The organism is Vibrio sp. OPT18, assembly GCF_015163615.1.
GTDB lineage: Bacteria > Pseudomonadota > Gammaproteobacteria > Enterobacterales > Vibrionaceae > Vibrio > Vibrio coralliirubri.
In genome coordinates this window covers 91298-115683 of record NZ_JADDYK010000021.1, presented here as the reverse complement: position 1 = coordinate 115683, position 24386 = coordinate 91298, and the positions used below count along the sequence as shown (strand labels likewise).

General features: G+C 43.2%; 26 protein-coding genes and 1 riboswitch. Of the genes, 11 read left to right on the top strand and 15 right to left on the bottom strand.

The window, feature by feature from the left end; translation table 11 throughout:
- Window positions 1-74: 74 nt before the first annotated feature.
- The gene (locus IQQ51_RS03020; RefSeq protein ID WP_050646096.1) at window positions 75-740 is read left to right on the top strand and encodes a DUF2057 family protein; all 666 of its coding nucleotides are present in this window, start codon (window positions 75-77) and stop codon (window positions 738-740) included.
- An 87-nt stretch (window positions 741-827) separates the two neighbouring features.
- Here IQQ51_RS03020 and IQQ51_RS03015 read toward each other — a convergent pair whose 3' ends face one another.
- The 3 genes from IQQ51_RS03015 to IQQ51_RS03005 form a co-directional block, all read right to left on the bottom strand.
- Window positions 828-986 (bottom strand): hypothetical protein, encoded by a 159-nt coding sequence (locus IQQ51_RS03015; protein ID WP_017070406.1) that lies wholly within the window; start codon window positions 984-986, stop codon window positions 828-830.
- Window positions 987-1106: 120 nt separating this feature from the next.
- Window positions 1107-1823, bottom strand: coding sequence for a Crp/Fnr family transcriptional regulator (locus IQQ51_RS03010; protein WP_050712525.1), 717 nt, complete (start codon window positions 1821-1823; stop codon window positions 1107-1109).
- Window positions 1824-2079: 256 nt separating this feature from the next.
- Window positions 2080-3111: an adenosine deaminase gene (locus tag IQQ51_RS03005; protein WP_193840320.1), complete on the bottom strand. Its 1032-nt coding sequence runs from the start codon at window positions 3109-3111 to the stop codon at window positions 2080-2082.
- Window positions 3112-3201: 90 nt separating this feature from the next.
- Window positions 3202-3301, bottom strand: a riboswitch (purine riboswitch).
- A 167-nt stretch (window positions 3302-3468) separates the two neighbouring features.
- On the opposite strand from IQQ51_RS03005, the gene IQQ51_RS03000 reads away from it, so the two are divergent.
- On the top strand, window positions 3469-4251 hold the full coding sequence (locus tag IQQ51_RS03000; protein ID WP_193840319.1) for a LuxR C-terminal-related transcriptional regulator: 783 nt from the start codon (window positions 3469-3471) through the stop codon (window positions 4249-4251).
- A 129-nt stretch (window positions 4252-4380) separates the two neighbouring features.
- Here IQQ51_RS03000 and IQQ51_RS02995 read toward each other — a convergent pair whose 3' ends face one another.
- Together IQQ51_RS02995 and IQQ51_RS02990 are read right to left on the bottom strand one after the other, a co-directional pair.
- Window positions 4381-4875 carry a GNAT family N-acetyltransferase gene (locus tag IQQ51_RS02995; RefSeq protein ID WP_193840318.1) on the bottom strand — a complete coding sequence of 165 codons (495 nt, stop codon included), beginning with the start codon at window positions 4873-4875 and terminating at the stop codon, window positions 4381-4383.
- 166 nt (window positions 4876-5041) lie between these two features.
- A complete protein-coding gene (locus IQQ51_RS02990; protein ID WP_048608552.1) occupies window positions 5042-6028 on the bottom strand; it encodes a DUF2860 family protein in 987 nt (328 codons plus the stop codon).
- Window positions 6029-6232: 204 nt separating this feature from the next.
- Between IQQ51_RS02990 and IQQ51_RS02985 the strand changes: the two genes are divergently transcribed.
- Window positions 6233-6730 carry a fasciclin domain-containing protein gene (locus tag IQQ51_RS02985; protein ID WP_050643900.1) on the top strand — a complete coding sequence of 166 codons (498 nt, stop codon included), beginning with the start codon at window positions 6233-6235 and terminating at the stop codon, window positions 6728-6730.
- Between the two features lie 127 nt (window positions 6731-6857).
- On the opposite strand, the gene IQQ51_RS02980 is transcribed toward IQQ51_RS02985, so the two are convergent.
- The 7 genes from IQQ51_RS02980 to IQQ51_RS02950 form a co-directional block, all read right to left on the bottom strand.
- Complete coding sequence (locus tag IQQ51_RS02980) at window positions 6858-7154, bottom strand: hypothetical protein (RefSeq protein WP_193840317.1); 297 nt, start codon at window positions 7152-7154, stop codon at window positions 6858-6860.
- A 131-nt stretch (window positions 7155-7285) separates the two neighbouring features.
- The gene (locus IQQ51_RS02975) at window positions 7286-7543 is read right to left on the bottom strand and encodes a hypothetical protein (RefSeq protein ID WP_050633506.1); all 258 of its coding nucleotides are present in this window, start codon (window positions 7541-7543) and stop codon (window positions 7286-7288) included.
- Window positions 7544-7708: 165 nt separating this feature from the next.
- Entirely contained in the window at window positions 7709-8191 is a 483-nt protein-coding gene (locus tag IQQ51_RS02970) for a GNAT family N-acetyltransferase (protein ID WP_193840316.1), read from the bottom strand.
- A 98-nt stretch (window positions 8192-8289) separates the two neighbouring features.
- Entirely contained in the window at window positions 8290-8604 is a 315-nt protein-coding gene (locus tag IQQ51_RS02965; RefSeq protein WP_193840315.1) for a cupin domain-containing protein, read from the bottom strand.
- 71 nt (window positions 8605-8675) lie between these two features.
- Window positions 8676-9179, bottom strand: a complete 504-nt coding sequence (locus tag IQQ51_RS02960) for a YgjV family protein (protein ID WP_050650519.1) — start codon at window positions 9177-9179, stop codon at window positions 8676-8678.
- Between the two features lie 124 nt (window positions 9180-9303).
- A complete protein-coding gene (locus IQQ51_RS02955; protein WP_193840314.1) occupies window positions 9304-10104 on the bottom strand; it encodes a PhzF family phenazine biosynthesis protein in 801 nt (266 codons plus the stop codon).
- A 324-nt stretch (window positions 10105-10428) separates the two neighbouring features.
- Entirely contained in the window at window positions 10429-11079 is a 651-nt protein-coding gene (locus IQQ51_RS02950; protein WP_050643905.1) for a LysE family translocator, read from the bottom strand.
- A gap of 362 nt (window positions 11080-11441) precedes the next feature.
- Here IQQ51_RS02950 and IQQ51_RS02945 point away from each other — a divergent pair, with 362 nt between their 5' ends.
- Both IQQ51_RS02945 and IQQ51_RS02940 read left to right on the top strand, forming a co-directional pair.
- Window positions 11442-12473, top strand: coding sequence for a polyamine ABC transporter substrate-binding protein (locus tag IQQ51_RS02945; RefSeq protein ID WP_050633512.1), 1032 nt, complete (start codon window positions 11442-11444; stop codon window positions 12471-12473).
- A 3-nt stretch (window positions 12474-12476) separates the two neighbouring features.
- On the top strand, window positions 12477-14909 hold the full coding sequence (locus IQQ51_RS02940) for a putative bifunctional diguanylate cyclase/phosphodiesterase (protein ID WP_193840313.1): 2433 nt from the start codon (window positions 12477-12479) through the stop codon (window positions 14907-14909).
- Between the two features lie 235 nt (window positions 14910-15144).
- Here the strand turns inward: IQQ51_RS02940 and IQQ51_RS02935 are convergent, their stop codons facing one another.
- Window positions 15145-16170, bottom strand: a complete 1026-nt coding sequence (locus IQQ51_RS02935) for a diguanylate cyclase domain-containing protein (protein ID WP_048611070.1) — start codon at window positions 16168-16170, stop codon at window positions 15145-15147.
- A gap of 9 nt (window positions 16171-16179) precedes the next feature.
- On the bottom strand, window positions 16180-16635 hold the full coding sequence (locus tag IQQ51_RS02930) for a hypothetical protein (protein ID WP_017064717.1): 456 nt from the start codon (window positions 16633-16635) through the stop codon (window positions 16180-16182).
- A 462-nt stretch (window positions 16636-17097) separates the two neighbouring features.
- Between IQQ51_RS02930 and IQQ51_RS02925 the strand changes: the two genes are divergently transcribed.
- From IQQ51_RS02925 to IQQ51_RS02900, 6 genes are all read left to right on the top strand, one after another.
- Window positions 17098-17472, top strand: a complete 375-nt coding sequence (locus IQQ51_RS02925; protein ID WP_059018733.1) for a c-type cytochrome — start codon at window positions 17098-17100, stop codon at window positions 17470-17472.
- 37 nt (window positions 17473-17509) lie between these two features.
- Window positions 17510-18934 (top strand): cytochrome-c oxidase, cbb3-type subunit I, encoded by a 1425-nt coding sequence (gene ccoN, locus IQQ51_RS02920; protein ID WP_193840312.1) that lies wholly within the window; start codon window positions 17510-17512, stop codon window positions 18932-18934.
- A complete protein-coding gene (locus tag IQQ51_RS02915) occupies window positions 18935-19549 on the top strand; it encodes a cbb3-type cytochrome c oxidase subunit II (RefSeq protein WP_017060032.1) in 615 nt (204 codons plus the stop codon).
- A complete protein-coding gene (locus IQQ51_RS02910) occupies window positions 19546-21702 on the top strand; it encodes a cytochrome c (RefSeq protein WP_193840311.1) in 2157 nt (718 codons plus the stop codon). The genes IQQ51_RS02915 and IQQ51_RS02910 overlap by 4 nt, the downstream gene beginning before the upstream one ends.
- A gap of 267 nt (window positions 21703-21969) precedes the next feature.
- Window positions 21970-22197, top strand: coding sequence for a PAS factor family protein (locus IQQ51_RS02905; protein WP_004730426.1), 228 nt, complete (start codon window positions 21970-21972; stop codon window positions 22195-22197).
- A gap of 283 nt (window positions 22198-22480) precedes the next feature.
- On the top strand, window positions 22481-22663 hold the full coding sequence (locus IQQ51_RS02900) for a hypothetical protein (protein WP_004730424.1): 183 nt from the start codon (window positions 22481-22483) through the stop codon (window positions 22661-22663).
- 169 nt (window positions 22664-22832) lie between these two features.
- Here IQQ51_RS02900 and IQQ51_RS02895 read toward each other — a convergent pair whose 3' ends face one another.
- Window positions 22833-24125: an alpha/beta fold hydrolase gene (locus IQQ51_RS02895; RefSeq protein WP_193840310.1), complete on the bottom strand. Its 1293-nt coding sequence runs from the start codon at window positions 24123-24125 to the stop codon at window positions 22833-22835.
- Between the last annotated feature and the right edge of the window lie 261 nt (window positions 24126-24386).

Genomic DNA, 24386 nt, shown 5'->3' with positions numbered 1-24386 from the left:
TCGAGACAAGGTAGCTTGAAATACTGGTTTATGCATGCGAGTGTAGTATAACTCACCTAAATAACTGTATGACTATGAAAACATTACAATCCATTGCGCTGCTTTCCACAATTATCGCAGCGCCACAAGTGTTAGCTGACGTAACAATTGAAGTTCCTTCTAGCGCAGATGCTTTAGTCGAAGTCTTAGCTGTTAATGAGGCTAAACCTGATCTCGACGGTGGTTTCTTCTCTTCGAGCAAAACGATCACCGTTCCAGATGGCGTGAACCAAATCGTTTTCAAATATCAACTGGCTTTCAGCCAAGGTAACGACCGCGAGTTTGTCGATAGCGATACCATCATTGCTACTTTTGATGCGACAGACACAGCATTGACGTTTGACATGCCTAAGTTCCGTAACACCAACGAAGCGAAAAAAGGCCTTCAAAACTTAGATTGGAAACTGGTTGATGAAAACCAAAATGCAATCAGTGTTAAGCAAGATAAGCTAATCAAAGATGGCATGCAGATTGGTCGTAAGTACCCGCAAGAAGCGAAGGAATACAACCAAAAAGGCGGCATCGCAGCACTTACAGTAGGTGCGAGCGCGGGCGCAGCGGCTGCTGTAGCACAACCAGTAACGCTTCCAGCAAAGATTGACGGAAATGCAGCAAATACAGCTGAAGAGATGCTCTATTTCTGGTACGAAAAAGCGGATGCTGAAACCAAGCAGAAATTCAAAGACTACGTGAACAAGTAGCTCAATGGTCTTAATTTAAAAATGAAAGAAGCTGGCACACTGCCAGCTTCTTTTTGTCTTCATCTAGATGATTTAGGCTTATAGAGATTAAGCAGACTCAGTCGATAACACTTTACCATCCACTTTAGTTGGCCATCCTAGCGCTTTATACTCAGCTGCTAGTAAATGGGCACAGCGGCTAGAAACCCTTGTTTTAATCCAGTCACCAAGTCCCAATACTTTATATTCCAATACAGCCATTTTCATAACAATTCTATTCCGCTCTAATTCAATTTATAAATCTAGAGTGAACATTATAGGTATTCTCTTTTGATGTATGTTCCTAAAAGAACACTGTGCATAATTTTTTTCGTTTGATATTGAAGTTCATACCTTAATATCAGCGACAGGATCTCGCATCATCAAATTCATTGGTGAAATACGCTCATACAAACCCTCAATGTCGGTGATAAACACCTTCCCTCTTTGGATCTTCACTAAGCCCTGTTGCTCTATTCCTTTGAGCACCTCATTCAATCTGGGTCTCGAGATCCCGGTAATGGTACTCAATTGAGTTTGTGAGATATTAATACTCACGGTCGCACCTGCAATATTGTTCTGGCGCGCCGCAAGTTCCAACAAAACGTAAATGGTTTTCTGTTCTTTTTCATGAATGGAGGATAAGTAAGCTTGCATCCAAATAGATTGTGCTCTGGTCCCACTGTGCAGCAGCCATTTGAATACCATGCACTGCTCTTCAGCCAGCGCTAACACTTTCTCGGCGGGAAACAGTACCATAGTGATAGGCTCGACCTCCTCTGCCACAGCGAAGAGGTTGTAGTTGGCATGAATAGTCAAAGCGCCTATCCAATCTCCCCTTCCGATCACACCACCGGATATGCTTTTCATATTTTCGGTAGAAAAGCAGATTCCCGCGGAGCCGCTGAGAATATAGAAAACGCCAGGCAGGTTTTGGAATTTTTGGGTAATTTCGAGGCTATGAACACTCGTTTTGAAAACAGCAATTTCGATTAGGCTATCGATCAATTCTTGCGGCAATTCACATGGCCACTCTATTTGTTCACTGATTGTTGGGTCTAACAACGCTGTATTCCTCCTCCGACAATCGCTAACTCTGTATCTATACAGCGTGGTTACTGTATCTCTACACTCCCTCTAAATGTAGTGCATCACAGCCAAGGTAAGCTGTTTTTTGCTAAATAAGATCATATTCTTTAATAAGTTAAGTTGTTCCTTGGTCTAACAATCGCTAGCAGCCAATATAAAAACGACCAACATATGTCGGTCGTTATAAGGCGCTATGCTTCAGAGTTTTAGCTGCTGAAATCTAAACGACAGGCTACTCAGAATCAGCTTTAACTTTAGTTTTAGTTTTAGTTAAGTAACCTAGAACAAGCTCTCGATATTGCTGCTTCAATGGCGCTTCAATAAAACTCGCGTCTATCGCATTCAAACTAAACTGCGCTAACTCCTGGTGCGTCATCTCATGAGCTTGGCTCACCGCATTAAAGGTATCCGACATGTAACCACCGAAATAAGCAGGGTCATCCGAGTTAATCGTTACAGCCACACCCTTTCTCAACAGTTCGACAATGTTGTGGTCTTCCATCACATCGAATACACGCAATTTAATATTCGACAGTGGGCACACCGTCAGTGGCATTTTAGTTTCAATCAGTTCTTCGATTAAAGCTTCGTCTGTCATGCACTGCACACCATGATCCACTCGACTCACGCTGAGCATTTCAATCGCATCGACGATGTTTTGAGCCGGCCCTTCTTCTCCTGCATGAGCCACCGTTAAGAAGCCCGCTTGTTTCGCTTGTTGGAATACACGCTTGAACTTCTCGGGTGGGTGTCCTAATTCAGAAGAGTCCAGCCCAACCCCGACGATCTTATCTTTATGCTTCAACACATCAGCGAACGTTTGAATGGCGCTCTCTTCAGACAGATGTCGTAAGAAACAAGCGATGATTTGAGAAGAGGTACCTAACTGTTTTTGACCACTTTCGAGCGCACGATGAATCCCGTTAATCACAGTTTCAAATGCAATACCACGCTCCGTATGTGTTTGAGGATCAAAGAAAATCTCAGTATGAATAACATTGTCGGCTTTACAACGCTCTAAATACGCCCAAGTTAAATCATAGAAATCTTGTTCCGTGCGCAATGCATCGGCACCTTGATAATAGATATCCAAAAATGATTGCAAATCATCAAATTCGTATGCGCGTCTTAGTTGTTCTGGGGATGAATAAGGCAGATCAATGCCATTACGTTGAGCAAGCTGGAAAAGTAACTCAGGCTCAAGCGAGCCTTCAATGTGCAAATGCAACTCTACTTTTGGAAGCCCTTGAATAAATGCGTTCATATTTCACCTACTATGGATTTTAGGTGTGCACTTACTCTGAATAATAGACCGGAGGTTTTCTTGAACGCCATTACAAAGAGTAAGAACACAATTGTGATCTAAACCCTTCGTAATCAGCACTTTGCGGGAGCTGGTAGAGACCCCCAAACCATATCATTGGGGTTATACGAAGCAAACGGTTGCTACTATACAGAGTTCAGTGTGAATTTCACTAATCGTTTCTCGATAAAACTAATAAATTACTCAGTAGCATTTAAGAATACTCGTCACACCTTATTCAGAACGACATTCTAATATTAGGTTGACACACTTTAGTTATTGCCGCTATTTTGTCTAAAACCACAAAAGACGGTCGATATGAAACACAACCTATTCGCGAGCTTTGAGGATCTCCTCTCTCACCAAACCAACACTTTGACCGCATGCCAACCCAAAGATTTCGATAGCACTTTTTTCTTACTGGCAAGAGAAGCGCTCGCTTGGTTTAAGCTCGACAGACTTACCCTATTTCCAAATTCAATGATTCTTCTGGATACAGGAAAAAGTATTTCCGTATCCCAAACAGATACTCCACCGCTTGAAATGGAACGCTTTCTAAAAGGCAATTATCTTGATTACCTTAAGCTTTTACGTTCAAAAGAGTGTTGGCAGTTGTTCCCTGAAGAAACACTAAAGAGCCATATACTCGACCCGTTACGTGTACTTTATGAAGAAGGTGCTCATTGGCATGGGATTGTAAGCCTTTCGTTGTTTGGTCAGCAGTGGGGAGCTATCGGCTTCTCACGGTTCAATCGTTACGATAAGCCAATTGAAGAGGCTGACATGAAGCGAATCAAATTGCTGAGTGATATCTGGCTCTGTTTTTGGCAGCACTCCAAAATGACGCGTAGTGTCACCAGCGATGAAACCAATAATATTAACGAGAGTGAAAAGCTATTATTGCTGACCAAAAGGCAGTGTGCGGTTCTGACTCAATTGGCACAAGGTTATACCGCAAAGCAATGTGCGGAGATCCTCTTTTTAAGCCCTAGAACCATTGAGTCACACAAATACCGCATGTTGGATATTTTGGAACTCGACAACCATACCGAACTGATTCAGTTTGCACTGCGAAATGGCTTTGGCATCGATAATCCATAGCGATCTTATAGTGACGAATGCTTATAAACATAAAACCCTCAAGCAAATAAAGTTTGAGGGTTTTATTAAAATGACTTTGTTAATTAATATCTTATTCAACTGTTTCAGTTATATCGAGTCACTTCGCCTTCATAGGTAATCTGGTCGTATTCTCGACATCAACAACATATCAATGTACTTACCGCCTTTGAACGTACTGAGTCTTTTTGTGCCTTCTAACTGAAAACCTACACGTTCATACAAAGCAATCGCGGCGTGGTTATCAGCATGAACCTCTAACTCAAGACGCACGAGGTTAAGCCAGTTATCCGCCTGATTGATCGTTTCTTGCATTAACGCCTTACCGACCCCTTTACCATGCATATCCGGGTGAATCGCAATACCAAGACCAGCGCAGTGCCTGTCTCTTACCTTGGTGGTCATGAATAAAGTAATGTGGCCCACTACTTTGCCGGATACCTCCGCAACCAGAGTGAAATGGTCTGAATGGCCAAACAGTCGCTCCACTTGGTCAGAACTAAGATAAGGCTTTTGTGAGGTGTTTTCTGAAACTGAAGGGCGGCGATAAATATCGAAAATATCTTGGCTATCCGTTGCTTCTAAATGTCTAATTTGTATTTCCAAAGCGCTTCCTTATCCTATTATTTCTATCCATAAGCTAAGTTTCATATTACGGATAGCAACGGGCACCTACAACCTTTAAAGGTGTAAGTGCCCGAAATAATTAAATAAATAGAAATACTGAACTTAAACTTCTGCTTTGATGAGTATTTTTAACATAATGTGAATATCAGAATTTATAATCCACACCCACACTCGCTAATACTTGCTCGGAGTTATAGAAATCGATATTAGAGTCTATGCTTCTTAAACCCAGTAAAGTAATGAACGCCCAATCTTTATAACCCATCAAACCACCAAACTCATACGCTAAAAAAGCACCGTATTCGCTCTCATCACGGGCTTTTCCATAGATTGGGTTCGCTTCATCGTACTGACGATCATGTGCATCCAACGTGACAACAAAACCGTGACGACCAATTTTCTTGGCGTAATTTAATTCAATACCGTAACTATCAAAGCTAAACGCTCCGCCTTCCGCATCAGAGTGGAAATACACCATGGATGGAACGAACACACCCGCTTGGTTAGCTAAGATGAAAGGGTATCCTGCTTTGGCATACACATAGATTCGTTCCCTATTAAGCAGTGCTATCTCTTCAGCAGATAGCCCCAATGAAGTCCCAGACAGCTCATCATCAACGTCGGACTCACCAATCGCGAAATCCGTTCGAAAGCCCGTGCCGCCTATGTTGGTCATTTGCAGTCGCCCAACATTACCTTTTAAATCGGTTTCGTTTCGATTAACGCCAACCGCGTAAGGGTCAGACCAAGCCTTACCCGAGACAAGTGTAGGAAGAACAGAAAAATCCAATATGGTGCCACCAGAAAGTTGATATCGATAACCGATCTCAAACGCAATGGTACCTGTTGCAATATCCTCTCGTGTTGTACCCGCATACACTTGGTGAGTCAGCGATTCGCCAAAAGTATATTGAACAGTACCCAAAAAGCCGAGTAGCCCTTGGTTTTCACTCTCCCCTTCCTGGGTGTTGGTTGCTTGATTCGAATCTTGTTCAGTACTCAAATTACTACTGTCAGAGTAGAAACCGGCCAATACACTGAAATTACCGCTGAAACCTTCACTTGGAGCAAGACCACTGTATGCAGGCATTGAAGCCAATGCAGAAAAGACTACTGGTAAAACAAACCTCATATTCACATCCACTATTTGAATAATCATCAAATAACTATAAGCATCAAAATGGAATTACAACAAGCATTTAACAATATAAATTTATTCGCTTGGCGCAGTCGATATCGTTAACCATTCATTCAAAGACACTACAAATTGATCTATCACGATTGGGCTTTCGTAATACCTCTCGAAAATAACGGACAAAACTCAAAGGAAGACAATATGTTTAATAAATTAATCAAAACCATGTCAGTGCTAGTTGCGGCGCTTCTTTTTACGGCTTTTGCTCACGCCGATCACCACGGAATGAAGAAAGATATCGTTGACGTGGCGGCTGAAAACGGCTCTTTCAACACCTTGGTAGCAGCAGTAAAAGCGGCAGGCTTAGTTGAAACATTGAAAGGTGATGGCCCGTTCACTGTGTTTGCGCCAACGGATGAAGCGTTCGCTGCACTACCAGAAGGAACGGTTGATATGCTGTTGAAGCCAGAAAACAAAGACAAGCTAATCGCAGTACTGACCTATCATGTGGTGCCAGGAAAAATAATGGCGTCTGAAGTGATGAAACTTGATAGTGCCGTAACAGTGCAAGGTGAAGCGGTAATGGTAGGAATTGATCACGGCAATGTGATGATCAACAAAGCGCAGGTCGTGATGGCAGATGTTGAAGCAAGCAATGGTGTTATCCATGTGATTGATGCTGTATTACTGCCTAAATAATAAAGATGAACACAAATCAAAGGTTCTTAGAGGGTGTGATAGGTTCACACCCTTTTCATGTTTAAGTACCAAGTAAAGATAGGTATCAAACTAGCCGAACCTGCCTTTTGATAAGCAAGAACCCTCATTACATAAACAAGCGCCCGAATATCAGAAAGGCCGCCATCGATACCACCTTCGTGAAGACCACCACCCAGATGCAATCACCAACACTAGAATGCGTCGCTTTCCCGAGCAGGAACACAAACAGAATCAACCCTAACACCCAACCCACTGTCGGAATCAATGACACCAAAGCAACGATTACAGCAATAGTAAGAAGGGATTTAAAATCTGCGACCACGAAAGACATTTTAGAGGCGATATACATGCAACATGCGGTGATTAATACGTCCATCACAAACGCTAAAGCTTCAATTCCCACTTTTCTTCCTTCACTGATATTTGTTGAAGTGAATATTATCTCTAAAGTGATGATTTTTCTTGAATAAGAGAACAAAAAGCAGGTGAAAACTGTATCAAAAATGAGATTACCGTTCGTCTGAACGCACAGGTTTATTTGCTCGAGTCTTCTAAGCCTTTGACCAATGCTCCCGACCGAGTCTGATTTGCTTTTTGATAGGCATCAAAGCCATCTTCGCGTTTACCTCCGAACAAACAAAGAAACGAGTTGATGACAAATGAAAAGAATGAGATGACGACAACAAAGAGAGGAAATAGCCCCGACACCCCAGCATCTAAGGCAAGTACGCCAACAGCGAAGGACAACATCGACACTAATGTATATAGTTTAGATCTACTCACATGACTCATGAACAACACTCCTTGTATTCACTCAACGTTTAGATTAGACAAATTATCTTGCACACAATTTGAACTCATCGACAATATCAATAGATCAGGAAAAGTTATCCTTAAAAAGGTTCATTAATATTTCAAACTCGATGTCTGTATCCCTAAGAACACGAGTCCACCTATTCAGCTGCCTTGTCCATCTTCAACTACCTTTTCCATCACGTAATTGGTCAGCTTTACGCCACGCATTTCGACTTCCTGTTCATTTACTACCTTAAAGCCAAGGTGCTCATAAAAAGGCCTTGCGGTAATACTTACTTCAGAGAAATATCTCGATACGCCACGAACTCGACCCACAGTGAAGACATGTTCCATCAGCGCTTTCCCTACACCCTTCCCTTGATATTCGTGGTGACAGAAAAAGTGATCAATCAAGCCGTTGGGTTGCAGGTCAGTATAGCCAACAACGCAGCCATCGAGCTCAGCTACAAAGGGTTGCAACCCATTCATACGCTTTTTCCATAATGCAAAGTCAAAGCTACTGGGTGCCCAAGCTTCGACTTGCTGTTGAGAATAATCACGAACATTGACGTTACGTACCGTATGAAAGAAGATCTCCCACAGTGCTTTATCATCACTCGCTTGATAGTTTCGAATTCTAACCACGACATACTCCTTTTTGTCTTAAGTCCTTTCAGAGGTGCAAATAAACAGCTAACTCAGCAAGCTTTATAACCTAACAACCTCAGCTTTAGAGCAAGATATCAACGATAAAATACAGCCAACCAGATCGTCACCGTATCTTTATCTGTGCCAACAACCTTGTGCTTTTCTCTCGCAGCAATGTTGATGTAATCCCCTTTAGACAAGGTAACAACGCGTCCATCTTCAAACTCGATGACGCCTTGACCTTCAATCACCATCACCCATTCATTCTCATCTTGGTCATACCAACCCTCTTCTGGTGAACTGTGTCCATGCGACAATATTCTTTCAATTCGAACACTATCGTTGGCAATCAGATCATTGAATATCTCATTGGGTATTGATGAAGGAACATCATTGTAAATGTTTGGCATCAAGCTCTCCTAGCTAGCATTGAATTGATTTGAATTGATTAACAACTTGGGCCTTAGCTTCAGTTGTAAACCTAAGCAGCGGCACTCTTTCTGAAGTAAAAACGGTAATAGCCCACCAAGTTACTGCAGATAAACAGCGCCTCCATAACAACCGCTGTTGGCGAGCCAACTAAGTAATTGTGAATCAACCAAAAGCTGGTTCCGATGATCATCAATTCTCTTAATCGACGGTCATCTTTATTGAAGGCAGCAAAGGTTTGAAATACGGAGGCAAAGCAACTCAATATGCTGGTCAGCCCCGAATAAGTCACAGCGGTTGCGACCACCGACATCGAGCAGAACAAATATTTAAACTTAGACGAGGTAGAAAATACGCTCGTCAAATAGCGAATCGTGGCAATCGTCATTAAGCTCGCCGCTGTCCATTGTTCAAGTAGGATAAAGTGACTCGAAATAAGAACGCCAGCAAAGAACAGACAAGTGACGATTTTCTTCCTTTCCTTGAATTGGAATGACAGAAGATCAAAACAAATGGCTATCGCGACTAATACTTGGGAAAGATAAAAGGCAGACACGGTGATTCCTTCAATAATACATTACGCCCTAGCCGCCTCTTTTAACTGTGAACAGTCGAATAAAACGTACTAGGCGGTTCCAACAAAACAGGGGGAACCTGCGCTCTAAAGCTTCTATAGAGATCTAAAGCTTCAACACTCCACTAATCACAGTGGTCGCAGAACCGATTAACTTTATTCGCCCATTAGCTAAGAGCTCTGTCGACATATAACCACCACGACGAGACGCCTGATAAGCACTGAAACTGCTTTTGTTGAGCTTTTCAGCCCAGTACTGCGTCAATGCGCAATGTGCCGAGCCGGTAACAGGATCTTCATTAACCCCAACCCAAGGTGCAAAGTAGCGAGAAACAAAATCAAGTTCCTTATTTGATGCCAACGCTGTCACCACAACGCCTCGCCCTTGAATGCCTTTTAACGCATCAAAGTTTGGTGAAAGCTCCAATAACACTTGTTCGTTGGAAACTTCGATTAACTGCTTTGAGTCAAATTCTTGGAATGATACGACTTGATGCGGTTCTAAACCTAAATGTTCAAACAGCGTGAGGTTGGGTTCAGAATGTAATGACAGTTCGGCGCTAGGGAAATCAAGCTCGATAGACGATTCACAAACTGCGGCAGATAACTCCCCAGATAAAGTGTTAAACACGACCTTATCACCTGTCTCAAGCAGTCCTTGTTCTTTCATTACATGAACAGTTGCCAGTGTGCCATGCCCACACAGCTTCACTTCGACTTCTGGAGTGAACCATTTAAGCGTCATCGTGTTAAGCGCAAGAAAAGCCGTTTCGGATACCGCCATCTCTTCTGCGATTGAAAACATTAACGACTCATCCAACGGCTCTTTAGAGATACAGACCCCGGCAGGGTTCCCTTTAAACGCTTGAGTTGTAAACGAATCTACTTGATATATCTCTAAATCCACAATGACTCCTAATGCGAAACCTTTCCCAAATCGGCAATCATAGCTCGTTGGGACATAACCTAGATACTACTGACCACAATAAGCACAAACACCTTGTGCTACAAGTCTTTAGAAACAAATTTATCGATACTTACTCAGAAAAAAAGAAATGATAAACAAAGAGTTATGAAAAGAATTGGTGGATAAAGCAAAAGGTTTAATATCGGGCAAGCACTAGATAAAACGTATCAGACAAGGCAGGAAACATACACACATTCGCGGCACATAAGCATTGTATCGTGCCACAAACGTGAGGTTACTCAGCAATAATGACTCAAATTGAACCTATTGACGTACTAGCGCAGATTTCACAATGGTCAAGCCAAGTAGCCCCAGCATGACTCCTGTCACTTTATCAATATAGTAAGCAACACGCGTAAACTCTTGACGTACTTTGGGCGCAGATAACAAGAAGATGATCGCCGCATCCCATATAAAGACAACCACCGTCATCCAAATACCTAGACCTAACTTAAACATGAAGCCCACCTCATTATTCAGTACAACCGTGAATAAGCTCAAATAGAACAAAAGGTTTTTAGGATTAAGGATTCCCGATAGAAAACCCGTAACAAATTCTTTAAGAAAAGTGGTTTGATTGGAGGCACCTTCTTCGTCAACATCGAAATTACTGTAATTGCTTTTTTTCGCTCTTATCGCTTGCAAAGCAAGATAAACAAGAAACACACCACCAATGATCTTGAGTGCAATCATAATAGAAACGGATGCTGCCAAAATCGAGCCTACACCAACTAGGCACAAAGCAATGTAAACCGCATTCGCACTGGCAATACCGAATGCAACGCCTAGTGCTTTTCTTCCCTTATTTCGAACAGCACTCTTCACTACAATCACAAAGTCTGGTCCGGGGCTCAACAACGCCAAAAAATGAGCAATCGCCACGGTAACAAAAATCCCAACTAAACTTGCATCCATAAATCAATGTCCTTATTGTGAAATTTAATGCATTATTATCGCATAATTAACTTGTAGTTGGTTTTTTGGTTCATAATTAATGTTTCGATACTAAGAGAATCAGACGAGCAACACGTTTTCATAAGCCTCGTAAGGTAAAGACGATCTAATAACCGACTTTCCAACATTTAGTTCAGATAGTTAATCCATTATTTTGCCTAGCGATCTCATAACCAAGACTCATTTTCCTTCTATTTTGGTAATTAAAAGTCTGTGTTCGCATGCATTGCATTAGGTTGTACTAAAATAAGAGCCGTAAATTTGAATCATGTCGCAGATTTTGGGCTACGATTTAGTTATCACGTACGAAAGGGAATCCGTCAGTGAAAGCGTTTTGTGTATCAATTCTCGCGTCAACATCCTTTTTGGCTAGCCCTGTATTTGGCCAGCAGCATGATATTTATCTCTACAATTGGGATGAATTTTTATCTGACAGCGTCGTTACCCAGTTAAGTGATACCTACGGCATCTCACTAAAGCAACAATTCTTCTCTGATGAGTCAATAAGGGATGAGGTTTTATTAAGCGAGCGTCGAGGCGCTTTTGAACTGGTCATCGTCGAAAGCGTAAAACTTAAGGCATTAGCCAAACAAAACCTTTTCCATAACCTAAGTGACTTACAACAATCCATTGAAAGCAATTTTGACCCCAGGTGGGCGGATGGGTGTGGTGAGTATGGAATTCCTTACGCGTGGGGAACATCCGGTATTCTTTATCGCAGTGATAAAGTCTCCGCCCCAGAATCTTGGATGGCGATTCTTGAACCCGACTCGAAAGTCAGTGGCCGTATAAGTATGTACTACGACCCCACCGACTTGGTGAGCACGGCGTTATTGGTCAATCGATTTGACCCATTTACTAATAATGAACAAGAACTTCGTGTTGCGTACAAAACGCTACAACTGCAAAAACCACATCTTGAAAGCAATGAGTATGTCATCGACCACATCCACCAGCTTGAGCGTCTAGCCAATATCGACCTCGCCTACGGATATTCAGGTGACAGCTATGTGCTTAATGATGCCGAACCTGAAGCATCTTGGGCCTACGCAGTGCCTCAAGAAGGAACGACCTTATGGTTAGAGTGTATGGCTGCAATTAACAACGGAGAGTTATCTCCACAGGCAACCACTATCCTCTCCTTCCTATCGCAACCTGAAATAGCCGCTCAAAACGCAATGGATTCATGGTTTGCAACACCAAGTTCAAAAGCAAAAGCACTCACTTCTCAGGAGTATCAAAACGATCCCGAGCTTTTCCCGAGTAAAGCAGTATTAGATCGCAGCTACCTTTATCAGCCGTTAGAACCGAGTAGCATTCAAATTCGCAATCGTATTGTCGACAGTTTGAGATAACTCATGCCCGTATTGAAGAAGCTCTATTTCGTACTTTTACCCACGCTACTGTTGGTCTTTCTGATCGCAGGAATCGTGTCATACAACTTCGCGTCAAATCATGCTAAGCATATGTACCTAGACAAAGTGCAATCTGATGTGAATACCGCTTTAGTCGCTGCAGAGTATGAGCAACTCGGCTTATCCTTACTGGTCAAAGATATTGGGTCTTCGTTGCAGTTTCTTCGCTATATTCAAAACCCAGGCGACTACACGACTCTATCGCTATTGGAGAAACGAGTACTACGTGTATTAAGCCAGAATCACGTCAATCAATTTGGACAACGCAATGTTTATATCGTGGACCCTAAGTTCAAATTAACGCTTTCGACTCTCAGAGCCGATCCTTTCGAGGGGCTAAAAATCCCTGACAAGATTTATGAAAGAGTCTTCGACATATACACCTCGTTAATCAGCAAGAAGGAACTCTCCTACGAAGGCTTCTCTTATATCTCGATTAGTGGCGAGCTCAGATATTCGTATGTTGCGGCAATTGACCCTTACCTCCTTCCTCAAGATAAACGTGCAAGTAACAGTTTAAATCGCTACATCTTGATTGCTGACGGACCTCTGATACAACTCTCTAGCTTATTAATCAAATACAATGACGATGACAATATTCAGTTCTTAATCGAGCCATCCTCAGACGCTGCCAACATCGAAAATACCCAATTCGTTATCAAATCAATTGAGCAAACCCAAGATAATATCAATGTGCAGATGACCAGCCGACATCTCATCGCGCAAGTAAATATTCGAGAACAAAAGTTCAACCATGAGAAAGCCATCATCGCTAAACAAACCTTGTTAGGTGGCTTTGGTACTCTCTTTACGATCATGTTAATCGTACATTTAGTGGTGCGTTATCAACTCGTGCGCCCGCTTAAAGACTTACTGCAAGAGATATCGATCGGCGGGCTCAAGCTTAGATACTTCAAACGCTCATCAGGGCAGAGTGAAATTGATGGGTTGAAAAACGCTTACATCGACTCATTAACAGAGTTGAAGTTCGAAGCCGAATTCGACCAACTTACCAAGTTAGCCAATCGACGCTCATTCATTCGACACCTTGATGTACGCCTCAAGAGTTCAATGAACCCACACTGCTATGTGGTTTGTTGGGACATCATCGACTTCCGTAAAATCAACGATCTCTACGGTGCAAAAGTTGGTGATAATGTACTAATAAGCTTAACTAGAGTGCTTAGAGAAACTCTACAAAACCAACAGTCATCTTCCGGTTTCAGTTGCAATGACTACTCCATAGCAAGGCTTGGGGGGAATCAGTTTATTGCCATTTTAGAAATGGATAAAAGCCAAGTGATAAACGAAGAAATAGAGAACATCAATAATACGCTGACTAGCACTACGTTCCTTGATTACTATGGGTTTAGGTTATCACTCGCAACAGGTGTTTTACCGCTCGACACACCAAAGTTTGTAGAAATTTGGCACCGATGTATTGATGAGATGCTGCTCCGTGCAAAATCTCACAATAATGGAGAAAGCCGTATTGTTTATGGCGAGGAGTTATTACACACGTTAGAGAGACACGACATTATAGAAAAAAGGCTTTTAGAGTGCTGTGAAAGTGATAACTTTGAACTTCGCTTTATGCCTATTTTCAACGCTAAAACACTTCAGGTAGATGGCGCTGAGTGTTTGATTCGTTGCCCTGCTTTATTTGACATAAACGCGGGTCCAGACGAATTCATACCTGCTGCAGAGAAGAGCAACCTCATATCCAAACTCGATATGTGGGTTATTAGCACCGCTATCAAGAGCTATAAAGAGCTCTCAGAAATCCACAAGTACAAAGGTACCTTATCCATTAACATTTCAGCAATGGAGCTATACAACCGCAATTTTGCCGACAATATTCGTAAGGTTATCGAACGGTACCAAGTACCTCCTAGCAACATTATTATCGAGATAACTGAGACCAGTTACGTGAAAAGTACCAAGCTTACGGTACAGACTATCGAGAGAATCAGAAGCCTAGGCTTAAAGGTTTCACTTGATGACTTTGGTACTGGATACACAGCCTTCAACCAGCTACTCCACTACCCTGTGGATGAGCTAAAAATTGATAAGAGCTTTATCGATAACATGGTAGACGACAAAGCCGACCGTAAGATGGTCGAATCTATGGTTAACTTAGGCCACTCTTGTGACACGCTAGTCGTCGGAGAAGGTGTTGAGTCGATAGAACAGTATCATTACCTCAGAAAAGCGAACTGTGACCTAATACAAGGCTACTTCTTCAGTCAGCCACTCACTTATCTGGAATTCATCGAGTTTGTTCGAAACCATAACCCGCAAGCAATTTTAAACCCGCAGTCTGTTACCAGTTCGAGATCTAACGAGCGAATCGTTGCACTCACTCAAAAGCAGTAACCTTAAACCTAAACCTAAACCTAAACCTCAAAGCCTCTCTTCCTGTTCAAGCGCTGCAAGCCGCTATAGCTATAACTAGTAGTAGAACTATCTTCATCTGTGCAGGAGGTCTGCGTTGGCTACACATTGAATGAGGAGGTAAATAAAGGATGGAAAAAGCCATGTTAATGAATCGGGAGCGTGGTGAGCGGAAAGCAATTAAACGTAACGTTCTGACTTTTGGCTAATGCGGGGATTAGCTCTGCATTGTCGTCAGTAGCTCCATCATATCTTTAGAGCTGATGTTCTTCTTATGCCTGACTACAGCGTCAATCATCAATTCTAAATTGCCCGCAGATATATAATCCTTGAGCACGTCATTGAATTTTTCCTGTATCTCATCACTGGTGTACAAGTGCTCAGGAATAAAGAATAAAAATTGGCTGCCACTGCTACGAAACGAGATAGTACTTTCCGGAACCTTTGCCGTCAGAGACTTAGCGGCGGAGCTCACTACCAGATCACCATATTCAAGCCCATACTTTTGGTTAATCTCATTGAGGTTTCTGATGCGTACAAAGTAAAGGTCGAAATTACCGTTTGTTGGATAGCTGTTTTTAACAAACTGCATGAGCGAGACTCGATTGCGAAAACCAGTAATAAAGTCGGTAGAATGAAGTTTTCGTTTGATGGAAAAATCGAGATAGAAAATGATGCCTGTCATCAACATAATCAAGACAAGAAAGGCGCTGCTAATTTGGTGAACAACAACAAACTTACCTACCATGGACGTATTTTCTTCAATAACTGGGCTTTGTAATCGAAACTTTTCGTTAATAAACTCGACCAGCGTGGTGTAGCAAATATCGACTTTCTTCTGCAGGGATTCTTTGGGTAATTGCCCTGTACTGACCAACTTGATTGACGATTCTAGCGACTTAAACTTTTCAAACTCTGAGGTAAAGTACGGCTTAAAGTTTGCTGAGCGAATAAAATTGGACGATTCAGTGCTGTTGATCAGAATATCAAAACGACTCCAAGTAATGTCATAAGCCAACCAAAGTTCATCATAATCAATCGTTTTTGCGTGGCTAACCATCAAGAAGTTTGCATACTCTTTGACGAGTTGAAAAACAAACCATGTGGCCTCATTTTGGCGGTTAGAAAAGCTCTTGTTGATGTCATTAATTCGAGTAACACTGTAGATATTGACGGATAGAACAACCACTGCCAAAGACAAAACAACGACTTTGATTGCAGCCATAGACAACAGCTTCTTCATAATTAGCCTCTACAGGTGAATATCACGAATCTGCCAAATCATCTTGGCATGGAAATCAGGGGTATTGGTCTCAGGATTCGCAGAGAGTGGGTAAATCAACCAAAACGGGCCTTTCTCTCTCACAGACATAAACTCCCCATTCTTTTTAATCGCAATGATGGGTTCATAGGTATCAAAATCTTCTTTGGGCACGGCAATTTTATAGTCATTCAATGCTACGAAAGTGACTTGTGATGATATCGGTAGATCCATATTTTCAAGCACCGTTTGTAACGTCACACCACTATAAACGGTCAGACCCTCGACCCAAGGCAAGGTGGTAGTAATTTCTTTTTGAGGAAGTGACAGGAGTTGCTCTCTACTAAAACCATGCTTTTGCCCAGAGTGGTCGAAAACCGTTAACTCTGAGGCTGCAAAAATCGAAAACGAGCAAAGCCAAAGCATCAACAAGAATACAGTTCTCATTCTAAACTCCATTTAAAAAGGTCACTAAATTGAGTCTAGTATAAATTGACCATTTAACTTGTACCGATACCACTCAGATTGATTGGTATCACTTGATCCCTAATTCTCCTACACCTCGCTGTCTTTCAATAACTTCGCTGTTTCTCTGTCTCTTCCATCACCGCTCTCGTTCAGCAATCCTTAGCCGCTTGACGTATTCCTTCCAGGCCGTCGAGTAAGAAAAACTCGTATTTTACTCTGCGTAAGTAAACCAATAAGCCCTATGAATACGTATCAAACAACAAAATTAACAATAAATATGAGTAAGTAAGTAGCGAGAATGCTGGTTGCTGCATAACCTTTAATCGAACGTAAGCAGCTTTAAGAGACTTAATAACGGGTTCCAGTCGTTTCTACTTCACCAGTTGATCTCGTGTATTGATCTTAGAAAGCTTACTCATTTCATAATCAAGGGAATCGAGAATGAGTTTGAATATAAAAAAATTTAACCCCATGGCGACACTTTCTACCCTAGTAATGACGCTGGTCATGTTTCCTGTTTCTGCTGAAGTTAATCAAGAACAATTCGAATTAGGTAAACAAAAAGCCAAAGTGTGCATGACCTGCCATGGCGCTGATGGCATCTCAACACAAGATCCCTACCCGAACCTTCGCGGTCAAAAAGTGGGCTATCTCATCTCTTCATTGAAAGATTACCAGACTCGAGAAAGAACCAGTGGCTTAGCGATTCTCATGCAACAACAAGCCGACACGCTCTCAGACCAAGACATTCGTGACATTTCCTATTTCTATTCAGTGCTCGGCAACGAAGCAAGCTCGCTCAGCGATTCAAATTAAGTCAGCGATTCAAAATATCTAGGCAAGGAGCCTTGTTATGGAACAAGTGACAACGCAATACAGCATTAAGGTCGTGAAGTACTTCATCATCGCATCCTTAGTGTGGGCGATTGTAGGTATGATCATCGGCGTGATTCTCGCCGCGCAATTATATTGGCCAGTCTTAAACTTTGATTCTCAATATTTCCAATTTGGTCGACTGCGCCCGCTACATACCTCTGGAGTGATTTACGGCTTCGTGGTGAATATCTTGATGGGGACGTCTTTATATATTGCCCAGCGAACAGGCCATTGTGACTTGTTCAATAAAAGCCTTTCATGGATGGTATTTTGGGGCTGGCAACTCATCCTGTTACTTGCGGTCATTTCCTTACCCGCAGGCCACACTACCTCAAAAGAGTATGCAGAGCTTGAATGGCCAATCGACTTAATGATTGTGCTGGTTTGGGTGCTGTATGCGGTGTTGTTCTTTGGCACCCTTGCTAAACGAAAGGTCAGCCATATCTTCGTGGCTAACTGGTTCTTTGCTGCTTTCATCATCGTCGTTGCAATGATTTTCATCGTGAACAACCTCGCGATGCCTGTGTTGGCGATGAAGTCCTACTCTGTGTTTGCAGGCGCTCAAGATGCGATTGTTCAGTGGTGGTGGGGACATAATGCCGTCGGCTTCTTGCTGACCGCTGGTGTTATTGGTATGAACTACTATTTCATACCTAAAGCGGCGGATCGACCTATCTACTCGTACCGTTTGTCTGTGATCCATTTCTGGGGTTTGGTCGGCTTTTACACGTGGGCCGGAACGCACCATTTGGTTTATTCTTCCGTTCCTATCTGGATTCAGAACATCGGCATCGTGATGTCATTGATCCTGTGGCTCCCTTCTTGGGCAGGTGCGTTTAATAGCGCAATGACCCTCCTACAAAACAAAGAAAAGCTGAAGTCCGACTACATTCTTTTATTCTTTTTCTCAGCGATTCTTTACTACTGCTTGGCAACATTCGAAGGTCCGCTACTCGCCATTCGCTGGTTTAACATGGTGGCACACAACACCGAATGGATCATCGGACACGTACATTCCGCGGCTCTAGGATGGGTTGGAATGTCAGGGATAGCGGTTTTTTACTATTTCATTCCACGCTTATGGGGCCAAACCGATCTTTGGTCACGACGATTGATTAAATGGCACTTTTGGCTTGCTCATGCTGGCGTCGCCATCTATGCAATAGCACTTTGGATCGCAGGCATCGGCGAGGGGTATATGTGGCTCGCTCAAAATGAAAATGGCGAACTGATTTACAGTTTTGTAGAAGCTATGGATTTTAAAGCACCTTGGTTATTCATGCGTTTCTTTGGTGGTGCGCTGTTTGTACTTGGATTGTTCTTAATGGCTTTCAACTTGTACAAAACGGTTCGTATGCCCGCAGTACATGATGCTAAACACACCGTTAATGAGGGGGCTTAAATGATGAGTAAAGACTTTACACATTCAATCGTCATTTTAATTTTGACCACTGTTGTCGTGGCCTCCTTCTCTTTATTGGTCTGGGTAGTGCCAAGCATTGTCCGTGGCGATGATATTGCCAAAGGCAGCTTAGCGATGCCACTCACACCGATTGAGTTAGCAGGCCGAGACATCTACATCAGTGAAGGCTGCCATGTTTGTCACACACAAATGGTTCGCCCTCTAGAGCCAGAGGTGAAACGTAATGGTCGCCCGAACCAAGAAGCAGACGATATCTATGAGTTTCCTAACTTGTGGGGCTCTAAACGTACTGGCCCTGACCTCACTAATTTAGGCAGAAAGTATTCTGACCAGTGGCATGTTATTCACTTAATTGATCCTCGAAAAGTTGTACCGACCTCGATCATGCCCTCTTACCCGTGGCTATTTGAGCAGACTCTGACTGGCGATGATATCAGCGCCAAAATGGAAGTGTTACGTACCTTAGGTGTGCCTTATACCGATCAAGAAATTGGTGACGCCCGTTTGCAAGTAAGAGGCAAAACCAAAGGTGAAGCGCTGATTCGCTATTTACAAAGCCTGGGTAAAGATACGTCACAGGAGGTATCACAATGAGCACATTCTGGAATCTATGGGCGGTACTCTTAACCTTAATATTCTTTGTTCTGATGGTATCGGTTATCGTTAAATATTGGCGTAGCAATCACAAGGCCGATCACGACCACACCATAGGCACCTTTGATGGGATTGAAGAGAAAGATGCGCCTCCACCTAAGCTGTTATTTGTAAGCTATGCGGTCGCATTTCTTTTATCTGCAGGCTATTTGGTGCTCTACCCTGGGCTTGGCGAGTGGGAAGGCTTAGTCGATTGGGAACAAAGCGATGATAAGCTCAGTTCACCATCCACCACTCTCAATGAGCAATTTGCACAAACCAGTGAAACCACGTTAGAAGGACTAGCTGCCGTCTCAGAGATCGTGAACAGCGGTAGAATTCTATTCCAAACTCACTGCGCTGCTTGTCACCGAGATAATGCTCAGGGACAAAAGCACTTTCCTAACTTGATAGACCAAGAGTGGCTTTATGGTGGCAGTGATGAAGCTGTGATTCATTCGATTGCCAAAGGCCGGAACGGTGCTATGCCGGGTTGGAGTGAAATCATGCGCCCAGACGAGGTGGCGAAGGTCTCCTACTACCTAGCGTCTCTCAACCAACGTCATACCGATGTGCCGGAGATTAAAGTCGAGCTCGGTAAAACCTTGTTCGTCCAATACTGTTCGTCTTGTCATGCTGATGGTGCTGTCGCTAACCCAGCGATTGGTGTACCTGATCTTTCCGATGACATCTGGCTTCACGGCGGCAGTATTGAAGAGATTCAGCACACCATTAATTACGGTTTGAACAACCTAATGCCTGCGTTTAATGAGCAGCTCACCGAGAACGAAATACTCGCGCTTGGGGCTTATATCCGACACGCTGGTGAAGTAGAACAACAAAGGCTCGCGAGTTTGAAAGCATCATCTGTTAAGCGCGGAGAATATCTCGCTTACGCCGGTGATTGTGTGGCTTGTCATAGTGCAGAAGGTAGCGAACCCTTCGCTGGCGGCCTACCGTTTGTGACCCCTTTCGGTACCGTGTATTCAACCAACATAACCCCACACACCACCGAAGGGATCGGGACTTATGACTTCGATGATTTCCGAGCCGCATTAGTTGCAGGTAAAGGTAAGAATGGTTACCTCTACCCTGCAATGCCTTACACCTCTTATCAATACCTGACCGACCAAGACATGGTGGATTTATGGGAATACATGCAGTCCATCACCGCCGTGCCGCGACGCAATGATGACAACAGCATGATGTTTCCATCCAATATTCGCTTAGGTTTGCTTGGCTGGAACATCGTATTCATGGATACAGACCCTATTGATTATGAAGTACCAGAGGAGCTCAAAGGAGAAATTGAGAATGTCGATAAGTGGCAGCAAGGCAAATATTGGGTCGCAGGACTTGGCCACTGTTCGGAGTGCCATACGCCACGAAACATTGCCCAAGCACTGATACCAGAACGTATTTTCCAAGGTAACTTGATTGACGGTTGGAACGCGCCTGATATCACAGCTAATGAGCTCTATATCGATGGTTGGGATGAAGCAACACTCACCGACTTTTTACACACAGGGCATTCAGACAAAGGCACCGCTTTTGCGGGTATGGCTGATGTCGTGAAAAACAGCCTAAGTTTGATGACACGTGAAGATATTGAGTCGATGTCCTATTACCTACTCAGTGGGGATATTAACAACACCATTGCCAGTGATGCCATTCAGTTGCAGCCTAGAGGGTTTGATGAAGCTGCGTATGCCAGTGAAATCTACACCACGTATCGTCAAACCTGTGGGGCGTGTCATGGTGACGATGGTAAAGGTCGCGATCCAATCGCCCCTACTCTGCTGAATAACGGCATTATCATGCACAGCGACCCATTCAACACCATTGCAGTAACCGTTCGTGGCTTGCAACCCACCTATCTCGACAAAGATCGAAACTTCATGCCGATGGCAAGTTTTGAGGATGTACTGTCGGATCAACGCTTAGCTGAGTTAATCACGTTTGTGCGTTTAAACCTTGGCGCCAGAAATGAACCAGTCACGGCTGAGCATGTTAGAGAGGTAAGAGAAACACTTGAAGCAGCAGGTTATGCGGGTGGATTACACACCACACCTGAAATGTACGAAAATCGAGATAAGAACATTAACATACGATAGGCGCTGTAGCTGTGCGTAGCCGAACGGCTCAATAAGCAGCGAACAGCACGTAACTTTTATCTTTGCCTAACAAACCAAAAGGAGACCACTGTGTCTCCTTTTCTTTTGCCCAAACCCAAGTTTTCGATACTTTGCCGTACAACACAATTGTAACTAACTGATTACACAATTAAGCAGAGCTGCACATAATGCGATCAATCTCGCAGAACAAAGATGACACCAAGTGCATAATATGCAAAATTTTCTAAAGATGTACTAAGGACAGTTATGGATACAACTACACTCATCTACGATACGTTGGAAGGCCTGTCGAGCGCAAAGCCACAGCAACACGCTCAAATCCGCCAAAATCTATATAACCAATTAGATTTATCATTTGAGAAGCAGTTGGCTTTGTATTCATCAGTTCTTGGTCCAGCAAGTGCTGGTAGATTGACCGATTTGGATAGTGCAGTGATGTCTGCACGCAAGATTGTTGGCTTAGAAAACAGCTAAGCAATCTTCAACCTATCTCAACTTTAACGCTGCCATCGTGCAGCGTTTTTTTATGGACGCTATTTACGATAAGTAATGTTGGTTGCTTAAAAATGCTGTTGTTTGCGATAAGTACGGTTAGTTGCGATAAACGCGGTTAAGAAGATAAGTGCAGTTGGGTCTGTTTTTCAAGTTACACGCATTCTCATTTGGTTAATCTTATGTTCCATTTTTAACAGGTGTGTAACCACAATAATGGCGCTAATGTTAGTAGCACGTTAACCACACATCGGATGGAAGAATCATGAGAGTACTTATTGAATATACACAGACAGGCAAATACCGTGATCATGCGTGGGAAGCATTAACGATTCGTTCAAAAGGCGAAATTCAAGCTGTGACTCCCTCTTATGCGGCTCAGCTTATCGAACAGAACCGCGCCAGCTTATCGACCACTGAAAATCAAGATATCGTCATCCAACCTTAATGGCTTCAAGGGCTACCCCTCCTAGTTCCTTAAATCGAATAGTTCGATGACATAAAAAAAACGCTGCACGGATGCAGCGTTTTCTTGTTTTTGACGTATCTTGTCTCTAACGTAAAGAGCTTCTAACTTAGATAGCTTCTAACGTAGATAACCTACGCAGAGAGTTTGATTATTTTGGCAAGTTTTCTAATGCATCAACCATCGTCATCAGCTTATCGACGATTCGTTCACCATCCACTCTCAAACCATTGTGCTCATACTCGTTGGTAATCCACGCTTTTGAGTTTGGAATATTGGCTAGCGTTTCACGGCTGTAATCCAGCTCTACATACATATCATCCGCATAAACCGCACATGCCATCGGAACCGTATTCTTGCTCAGTTGCTCTGCGTTGTACAAAGACCCCCAGTCCGGCTTCTCGGCCAACATGTTTGCCGCTTCACGCAGTGGCTTCAGCGTTTCTAGTTGATCGAACATCCATGGGTACACCATTTCCCCGGTAAACCAGAACTCGCTACCTGATTGGTAGTTAAAGTGTGGGTACTGTTCACGAACTCTGTGAGCCGACCATTTTGACGCAGTGCCCTGGCAGTAAATCGATTCATGCAAAATTGCGTAAATTGGGTTAGTTAAGTAACCCTGCTCTTGCTGCATTTGGTTTAGGAAGCTGTAGCTCAGCTGTCTGTTACCGTTCACTTCAACAAAGGCACTTTCCAGAGTGAAGTACATCGGCAGGTTCGCTTCACCGCCACCAAGGTTAATGCCAATAAGTTGAAATTGCTCAACCGTGAACACCTGACCGTTTGGCAGTCTGACGTCGTTGTTGAGCAGGTAATCAGAGATCTCACGACACATGGCTTGCGCTTGTGGGAACTGAGCAAAGAAGGCTCTGTTTTTGTCCTCGACACGCTTATAAGTCGCACGATAGACATCGTCAGCTTCGCGTTCAATCGAAGGAATACCGCCCGTCACATAACAACGTTGCAAGCTCTGTGGGAACAGTGACAAATAGCTCAGTGTGCAGAAACCACCAAAGCTTTGACCAATCGTCGACCATTGCTTAATACCGAACTGCTCACGAATCGCTTCCGCATCACGAACGATGTTATCCGCTCTGAAATGCGTTAAGTACTCAACCTGCTGTTCTGGAGACAAATGCGCCAACGTTTCATGGCTGATAACCGTGCTGTTGCCTGTACCACGTTGGTCTAGCAGCAGAACACGATAGTTTTGTAATGCACGCTTTAGCCAACCCGATTGACCACTCACTCGTGGAGAAGGAAAACCTGGCCCCCCCTGAAAGTAGATAAGCCAAGGCAGTTCTTGCCCATCTTTAGCGAGATCAACCAGCTCACGTGCGAAGACTTGGATCTGTTGTCCATCTTTTGCTTGATAGTCGAGTGGCAACTCAAATGAGTGCTGACGATACAGGGTGGTTCCATCAATAAAGTTAGCTTGCACGCTTCATTCCTTTTTTATCTGATTCTAAAGTCATCGGTACGAATAAAAACGGTGCCCTTTGGCACCCTAGTTAGCAAGATACGCATACTAGCTTGTAAATGAAACCGTTTGTTGAACCTGAATGTGAAGGTACTTCATTAAATCGCCAAATTAGCTTTATACGCGTAACAACTTGTTTCAAAACAGAAGGTTTAAGGGGCGGTCTATTGAGAGGAAGAATGAAAACGGGAGACAAATAAAAAGAGCTTAACGAGGTGAGGA

What these genes read in the sequence shown, in the direction of transcription:
- IQQ51_RS03020 (WP_050646096.1), top strand. Translation starts at nt 75, where the DNA reads ATGAAAACATTACAATCCATTGCGCTGCTTTCCACAATTATCGCAGCG.
- IQQ51_RS03015 (WP_017070406.1), bottom strand. Translation starts at nt 986, where the DNA reads ATGAAAATGGCTGTATTGGAATATAAAGTATTGGGACTTGGTGACTGG.
- IQQ51_RS03005 (WP_193840320.1), bottom strand. Translation starts at nt 3,111, where the DNA reads ATGAACGCATTTATTCAAGGGCTTCCAAAAGTAGAGTTGCATTTGCAC.
- IQQ51_RS03000 (WP_193840319.1), top strand. Translation starts at nt 3,469, where the DNA reads ATGAAACACAACCTATTCGCGAGCTTTGAGGATCTCCTCTCTCACCAA.
- IQQ51_RS02990 (WP_048608552.1), bottom strand. Translation starts at nt 6,028, where the DNA reads ATGAGGTTTGTTTTACCAGTAGTCTTTTCTGCATTGGCTTCAATGCCT.
- IQQ51_RS02985 (WP_050643900.1), top strand. Translation starts at nt 6,233, where the DNA reads ATGTTTAATAAATTAATCAAAACCATGTCAGTGCTAGTTGCGGCGCTT.
- IQQ51_RS02975 (WP_050633506.1), bottom strand. Translation starts at nt 7,543, where the DNA reads ATGAGTCATGTGAGTAGATCTAAACTATATACATTAGTGTCGATGTTG.
- IQQ51_RS02965 (WP_193840315.1), bottom strand. Translation starts at nt 8,604, where the DNA reads ATGCCAAACATTTACAATGATGTTCCTTCATCAATACCCAATGAGATA.
- IQQ51_RS02950 (WP_050643905.1), bottom strand. Translation starts at nt 11,079, where the DNA reads ATGGATGCAAGTTTAGTTGGGATTTTTGTTACCGTGGCGATTGCTCAT.
- IQQ51_RS02940 (WP_193840313.1), top strand. Translation starts at nt 12,477, where the DNA reads ATGCCCGTATTGAAGAAGCTCTATTTCGTACTTTTACCCACGCTACTG.
- IQQ51_RS02935 (WP_048611070.1), bottom strand. Translation starts at nt 16,170, where the DNA reads ATGAAGAAGCTGTTGTCTATGGCTGCAATCAAAGTCGTTGTTTTGTCT.
- IQQ51_RS02930 (WP_017064717.1), bottom strand. Translation starts at nt 16,635, where the DNA reads ATGAGAACTGTATTCTTGTTGATGCTTTGGCTTTGCTCGTTTTCGATT.
- IQQ51_RS02925 (WP_059018733.1), top strand. Translation starts at nt 17,098, where the DNA reads ATGAGTTTGAATATAAAAAAATTTAACCCCATGGCGACACTTTCTACC.
- ccoN (WP_193840312.1), top strand. Translation starts at nt 17,510, where the DNA reads ATGGAACAAGTGACAACGCAATACAGCATTAAGGTCGTGAAGTACTTC.
- IQQ51_RS02915 (WP_017060032.1), top strand. Translation starts at nt 18,935, where the DNA reads ATGATGAGTAAAGACTTTACACATTCAATCGTCATTTTAATTTTGACC.
- IQQ51_RS02910 (WP_193840311.1), top strand. Translation starts at nt 19,546, where the DNA reads ATGAGCACATTCTGGAATCTATGGGCGGTACTCTTAACCTTAATATTC.
- IQQ51_RS02905 (WP_004730426.1), top strand. Translation starts at nt 21,970, where the DNA reads ATGGATACAACTACACTCATCTACGATACGTTGGAAGGCCTGTCGAGC.
- IQQ51_RS02900 (WP_004730424.1), top strand. Translation starts at nt 22,481, where the DNA reads ATGAGAGTACTTATTGAATATACACAGACAGGCAAATACCGTGATCAT.